Source organism: Microcoleus sp. PH2017_08_TRC_O_A, assembly GCF_020738665.1.
Taxonomy (GTDB): Bacteria; Cyanobacteriota; Cyanobacteriia; order Cyanobacteriales; family Microcoleaceae; genus Microcoleus.
In genome coordinates, this window is sequence record NZ_JAEQCE010000190.1 from 1 (window position 1) to 6389 (window position 6389).

7 protein-coding genes are annotated in these 6389 nt (G+C 47.4%); all 7 read right to left on the reverse strand.

Annotated features, from left to right (window positions below; genetic code table 11):
• Window positions 1-144: 144 nt before the first annotated feature.
• Complete coding sequence (locus tag JGK22_RS32910; protein WP_293193997.1) at window positions 145-837, reverse strand: response regulator transcription factor; 693 nt, start codon at window positions 835-837, stop codon at window positions 145-147.
• 118 nt (window positions 838-955) lie between these two features.
• Window positions 956-2419 carry a tetratricopeptide repeat protein gene (locus tag JGK22_RS32915; RefSeq protein WP_293314538.1) on the reverse strand — a complete coding sequence of 488 codons (1464 nt, stop codon included), beginning with the start codon at window positions 2417-2419 and terminating at the stop codon, window positions 956-958.
• Complete coding sequence (locus JGK22_RS32920) at window positions 2413-3378, reverse strand: hypothetical protein (protein ID WP_293314540.1); 966 nt, start codon at window positions 3376-3378, stop codon at window positions 2413-2415. The genes JGK22_RS32915 and JGK22_RS32920 overlap by 7 nt, the downstream gene beginning before the upstream one ends.
• Before the next feature lie 505 nt (window positions 3379-3883).
• Window positions 3884-4051: a ssl1498 family light-harvesting-like protein gene (locus JGK22_RS32925; RefSeq protein WP_293187141.1), complete on the reverse strand. Its 168-nt coding sequence runs from the start codon at window positions 4049-4051 to the stop codon at window positions 3884-3886.
• 79 nt (window positions 4052-4130) lie between these two features.
• On the reverse strand, window positions 4131-5162 hold the full coding sequence (locus JGK22_RS32930; protein WP_293194001.1) for a thiazole synthase: 1032 nt from the start codon (window positions 5160-5162) through the stop codon (window positions 4131-4133).
• Window positions 5146-5454: a hypothetical protein gene (locus JGK22_RS32935; protein WP_293187143.1), complete on the reverse strand. Its 309-nt coding sequence runs from the start codon at window positions 5452-5454 to the stop codon at window positions 5146-5148. Before JGK22_RS32935 ends, JGK22_RS32930 begins: the two co-directional genes overlap by 17 nt.
• 28 nt (window positions 5455-5482) lie before the next feature.
• Window positions 5483-6389: RNA-guided endonuclease TnpB family protein (locus JGK22_RS32940; RefSeq protein ID WP_293272015.1), on the reverse strand; the 907-nt coding region annotated here is incomplete at its 5' end.

A 6389-nucleotide genomic window follows, 5' to 3' on the forward strand; every position in this document is an offset into this window, starting at 1 on the left:
CAAATAGTCTCGTGCGATCGCCCGAGTTGCGGACAAAGCTACCCAAATAGTCAAGGATGGGTAGCTTTGTCCATAAATTAAGTTACAGTTTCAAACCCCTACAGCCTTGTCCCTACAGATCCGGCTGCCGAATGCCGAATACTGCTAGGTTTTTGGCTCAAACTTGTAACCTACTCCCCGGACGGTTTGAATCATTGAGATTTGGTTGGTATCTGGTTCAATTTTGCGGCGAATTTGACCGATATGGACATCCACCACGCGATCGGCTCCCACATACTCGTAGTCCCAGACTTCTTGCAGCAATTCCGATCGCCTCCATACGCGACCGGGTTTGCTTGCCAAACAGTACAGCAGGTCGAATTCTAAAGCCGTCAAAGCAACTATCTGACTGTCGAGAATTACCTCGCGCCGGACGGGATCTATTAGTAGCTCTCCAAAGGTCAGACTTTGTTGTTGAGCCGGAGTAACAAGGCGTTTGCGCTTCAAAATTGCTGCAACGCGAGCTCCAATCTCTACAAGACTAAAAGGTTTAGTAATGTAGTCGTCAGCGCCTTCGGCAAACCCTTTCATTTTGTCAGCTTCATCGGTTCGGCTGGTCAGCATCAACACAAACACGCCCGTCCGTTTTTGCATCTCTTGACAGAGTTTGTAGCCAGTAGTATCGGGTAAATTTACATCTAGAACTACTAAGTCAGGATTGAGTTGCTCAAATAATTCCAGACCAGTCTGACCGTCTCCGGCCGACTCAACTTGATAACCTTGCTGGCTCAAAAAACGGTGAATTAAATTTCGGATTGCCGGGTCGTCATCAACCACAAGGATTTTTACAGGGGCCATGACCACAACTTTGTTTGAAGAATTAGGCAAGAAGATTCAGCCATAATAATAGAAAACTGGATACAAATCTCGAAAAAATTGAGCTTTTATATAGTTGTAGCCATATTTATAGCCATACTTATAACCTACGTAAGATTTCAGGCAATAAATCTCCAGGTACTTTGGATAAGGCTAGATTTTGGCCTTGCAGCCCACATTCGCTATAGAAAGCTCTAATCGTTTTCACAATATAACTCAATGCAGTTTGCCGGGAATCGGCAGCTTGAGAGTTTGGCGGGGCTTGCAGGTTAAGTTTATCTCCATATGTTAACCCTTTGTCGTTGAGATGTTGTCCCCATTCGGCACACACTTGCAACTGGTGGTGCAGTGCTGCTTCTAAATGGCTGGTTTGGGCGGCTTTGTTGGTGCCAAAATCTAGATCTGTGGCTAGTTGATAGTGGGCTAGTCCGAGATTGTTGCGGGCGGCCCAGGTGTCAAAGGTGAGTTGGGTTCGATCGAGCTGGCCGGCGATATCCAGTGCAGTTTCGTAGGCGGTAATCGCCTGCTGTAAAGATTCCGTCCGGGCCTGTTTCTGCTGGAACTGGTTCCCCAAATGCCAATAAGCGGTACCGAGATTGTTGTAGGTGGCTGCTGCTGCTGCGGGTACCAATTCTCGGGTGCGGTATTTCAAGGCTTCGCGGTAGGCATCAATCGCCCTGACTAACAAGAGTTCTGAGGGTTCGTGCTGGGCGAGGTTCCAGCAAGCGGTACCGAGGTTGTTTTGGACTCCGGCATAGTTGAGCGGTTCTCGATCGGGACTGTAACAGCAAAGGGCTTGGGTGTAAGCGGCGATCGCGCTTTTGAGATAGACGATCGGCTGACCATCTTGAGCTAAATTCCAGTATGCTGTCGCCAAATTATTCTGAGCCGCCGCGTACTGCTGGGGCTCCGCCGCCGGGTCTAAATCTAGTAGCGCTTGTTGGTAAGCTGCAACTGCTTGCTGCAAGTTCTCTGTCTTATCTTGATAGCGGGCTAAATCTGCCGAAGCGATGCCCAAATTTTTGTTTAATCTCACGCGGGTTTGGGGTGCGCTGTCGGCATCTGTGCGGTTCAAACCTTCAAGGTAGAGGGCGATGCTGCGTTCGAGGCAGGATACCGGATCGGCTGCGTTATGCTGCTGCGTGCGATCGCGCGACAGCATCCAGTAGAAAGTACCGAGATCGTTGATCAGATCGGAAATTGGCGGTAGGCTGTGGGACTCCTCGGCGTACTGAGTTAAGTTTTGTGTCAATTGGGAAATTAGCCGCGCGCATTCCTCGGTTAGTGGTTGATTTTCCTGGGAGTTGTCGTCGAGTTCCAGGTATGCAATCACTTGCTCGATCGCGCGAATGGCAATTGTCAGGTTTTGCGGGGAGGAATCTCCGCCCAGAATCCGATCGCGGTAGTAATTTCCCAAACTGTGATAAGCCAAAGCCAAAGCTTCGGAACAGCACTCATGTTCTTGCAGCAATGCAATATATTGCAGGGTTTGCAGCGGCAGAAAATTGTCTTCCGATGCGGGATTATCTTCTACTTCCAACTCCTGAGAAGCCGCTGCTAGCACCAAATCTGCCAGTTCGACGGATTTAGAATCTGTTGTGGCGGGTTCAGAATCGGGAATGGGAGATGGGGAATCGGGAATTGGGGATGGGGAATCGGGAATTGGGGATGGGGAATCGGGAATTGGGGATGGGGAATCGGGAATGGGGGATGGGGAATCGGGAATTGGGGATGGGGAATCGGGAATGGGGGATGGGGAATCGCGGGAATGGGGGATGGGGAATCGGGAATGGGGGATGGGGAATCGGGAATGGGGGATGGGGAATCGGGAATTGGGGATGGGGAATCGGGAATTGAGGATTCTTCAGAAGACTTTAAATATTTTAAAAGTTGGTCGCCATAGTCTCCGTTGTCCCGCAAGTTTCCGAAGTTTTCCGAGTGTCCGAAGTCTTCCGAGTGCCCGAAGTCGCCCTTAGCTGGAGTTGGTTCGCCTTCAAACTCAAATACTCCGGTGCGCCATTGCCAAAATTCCGGGGCCGATTGCTCGATCGAACTCAACCAAGGGCGCGACACCCACAGCAACAGAGTAGATTCGCACATTTGCAGGTTTGCTTCGATGTCTCTCAAATAGCTCAGGAACGACCACTGCACGGCTGGTGAGTGCCTGGTCAGGTGTTCGGCCCCGAGAATTTGAAATCCCGGCAAACGGCTGTAGCTGCCGCCGTTTCGGGGCAGTGGGTGTTGAGTCAGCCATGCGGCGATCGAGTCCCAAGGATTGGGATCGCTCACGTCGAGTTCCAAACTGACAAATCGGGGATAGTCGATCGGGTAGGGACGAGAAATCGAGTCGGCGCCCTCGGCGGCTAATTCTGCCTGCAAGCGGGCCGCCAGACAGTCCCGCAAACACAGGTCGTCGCAGGCGGCAATAAAAATTTGACGGCGTAAGTTGAGGTCGATCGCCTGTTTCAAGCGTTGATAGATCTGCTTGTTCGAGCTAGAAACTTTTTGGGAAGGAATAGACATCACGGTCTGGCGATTTTAGATTTTAGATTTTAGATTTTAGATTTGGGAATGTAGATTTGGGAATGTAGATTGTAGATTTTAGATTTGGGATTGTAGAGTTGAAATCGCTCCTAACTCGCAACACCGACGAGTTCGGCAGTCAATCGCACCGTTGATGACCTGCATGATTGTAGATTTTCAATTAGCAATTTTTTTATATTTGTGACGATTCCGTCTGATTAATTGCAACGATCGCCCCTGAACCTGAACGCCGAAAGGAAAAAACCCTATTTCTGCTTGTCTTGTTTAGTCTTCCAGCTCGCTCGGCACGCTTCAGGACTGTTGCAACTATAGCGGATCAAGCTCTCATATTCGCGGACGTTGTTGGGAAGAGAGCCCTCTTGGTTTCAGTGGTTATATAACCTGTCAGTCATACCTCACCTTTTTGAGAAAGGCTATAAACATGGTTTGTTGAATGATTATTTAAAATAGCGATTTGAAGCAGCTTTGAGTGTCAGGTCAGTTTTTACACAGAAGCAGCCACAAACACCAAACCGGCTACTAACAGCGCGGCGGCAACACCCAGGATGATGTAGTTCCGTTGCTGGTTCTTGTTGGGAGGTACGGCGTCGTACATCTTCGGCTCTTTGGCAAAGTTGTTCAAGCGTCCGTCTTCTTCGGTAGTATAAGGCATTGGCAACAATCCTCAATATTTTTGATTGCCATCACTGTACCAAAAAAACGCGATCGAAGTGCCTGAAAAATTCGGGAATTTATTTTGATGTGACAGTACCTGTTTCGGGGGAAGAGGCGATCGCGTAATCTTTGACCGGCATTCTTCCTGCTAAGTACGCTAAACGTCCCGCTTCTGCGGCCATTCCCATTGCTTTGGCCATTGCCGGAGAATTCTGAGCATTGGCGATCGCGGAATTAATCAAAAGTGCATCAGCGCCCATTTCCATGGCTTGGGCCGCTTCGCTGGGAGTGCCGATCCCTGCATCCACCACCACAGGGATATTCACCGTGTCAATAATGATTTGAATATTGGCAGCATTATTGATCCCTTGCCCCGAACCGATGGGCGAACCTAAAGGCATGACAGTCGCACAACCGACTTCTTCTAGGCGTTTTGCTAGCAGCGGATCGGCATTGATGTAAGGCAAAACGGCAAAACCTTCTTTGACTAATTGCTCTGCGGCGTGCAAAGTGCCGATCGGATCGGGCAGCAAATATTTAGCATCCGGAATCACTTCTAACTTAACAAAATTATTATCTTCCTGCCCTAAAAGCTTCGCCATTTCCCTGCCCAAACGAGCCACTCTAACCGCCTCATCCGCCGTTTGACAACCGGCAGTATTCGGCAGCATCCAAATTTTAGTCCAATCAAGAGCCTCTGCCAATCCTTCATGACCGGGAGCATTTGTTTGCACTCGCCGCACAGCCACAGTCACAATTTCGCATCGACTAGCGTTGACACTTTGCTGCATTTCTGCAATGCTGCGATATTTTCCCGTCCCCGTCATCAAGCGAGAATGAAATGTTTTGCCGGCAATAATTAGAGGTTTATCAAAAGATGGAGTTGCTGTATCTACTGGATAGCCAAAAATACTATACTCAAGTGCCTCTTTCCATTGTTCTCTACCGCCCAACATCTCTTCCAGTTGCAAACCTTCTTTATTTGTCAGCTCATCACGAGTAACTGCATAAACAATTTGCCCAACTGTAATCAATTTCGCCTCTCGCGGCATATTATTTTTTAAGCCAGTTTGTATAACTTCTTCAAATTCATTAAAAACGTCTTCCATTTTCCCATTCCTCCCTAGTAATCTGTTGTACTTCTTCGCTGTTGAATACTAATATAATATTCTGGATAAGTTGTCTTTCGTCCGAATAAAAAGCTTTTCTGATGCCATCGTTTATCTTCCAAAATTCATAACTATCTCGGTTGATGTGAATAATAACGGCTGCTGCACCTTGATTCTTTGCCCTGCTGATTCCTTCTTGAAGTCGGTATCTGATGTTTTTAGTAGATTTTGTCAACTCCTTAAATTCGGAAATCTCACCGTCAATCTCAGCATCTGGCGTTCTGCTATACAAATCCTAGACAAGTCTAGACATTTGCTTCTTACTTCATCGGGAGCATGGGAGCGGTTATCCCTCCGTAAGCTTTCACGATGAAAGCCAAGCGCGATAAATTAATTGCTGCGTTCAAATCCCTGTCCATCGAATGACCACAACTTTCACAGTCGTAGGTTCTTTCTTTTAGGGGCATATCTTGAATATGTCCGCAGTTTGAACAGGTTTTACTCGAAGGGAACCAGCGGTCGGCAATGATTATTTCACAGCCAAACTTTTTAGCTTTGTATTCTAGCTGACGTTTGAATTCATAGAATCCACAGTCAGCGATAACTTGAGCTAGTTTGTGATTAGCTAGCATTCCCGAAACATTCAAATTTTCTACTACTATCGTTGCGTGGTTTTTGCCTAAGTAAGTAGTAATTTGATGGAGAGTATTTTTTCTGAGATTCGCTACCGCTTCATGATGTTTTGCTAACCTTTGTTTCGCCTTTAATCTATTGCTAGAGCCTTTAAGCTTTCGGGATAACTCTTTTGACAGCCTACGCAACTTATTGAGGTGCGTTTTGTAATGCTTTGGGTTAGGAAAAACAACACCCGTTGAAAGTGTTGCTAACTCTTTAACTCCTAGGTCAACACCCACGACATCGTGTTGCTTTACAGTTGATTCATGCTCCTGTTCGTAGGCAAAAGCAATAAACCAACTGTCGGCAGTTCGAGATATCGTGATTGACTTGCAGGTGGTATGAGGCAATCCTTCGTAGGTTTTTACCCAGCCGATGGTGGGCAACTTTATGGACGTACCACCTACCGGGATTGGTTTTCCACCTGCGTCTATCGTGAAGGAATCATGATGGCCCTTTTTCTTGAATTTGGGATATCCAGCTTTTTTTGAGAAAAATAAGGAGAAGGAATCACCAAGATTGTCGAAAGCATATTGAGTTATCTTCTGGCAA

What these genes read in the sequence shown, in the direction of transcription:
- JGK22_RS32925 (WP_293187141.1), bottom strand. Translation starts at nt 4,051, where the DNA reads ATGCCTTATACTACCGAAGAAGACGGACGCTTGAACAACTTTGCCAAA.
- JGK22_RS32920 (WP_293314540.1), bottom strand. Translation starts at nt 3,378, where the DNA reads ATGTCTATTCCTTCCCAAAAAGTTTCTAGCTCGAACAAGCAGATCTAT.
- JGK22_RS32910 (WP_293193997.1), bottom strand. Translation starts at nt 837, where the DNA reads ATGGCCCCTGTAAAAATCCTTGTGGTTGATGACGACCCGGCAATCCGA.
- JGK22_RS32930 (WP_293194001.1), bottom strand. Translation starts at nt 5,162, where the DNA reads ATGGAAGACGTTTTTAATGAATTTGAAGAAGTTATACAAACTGGCTTA.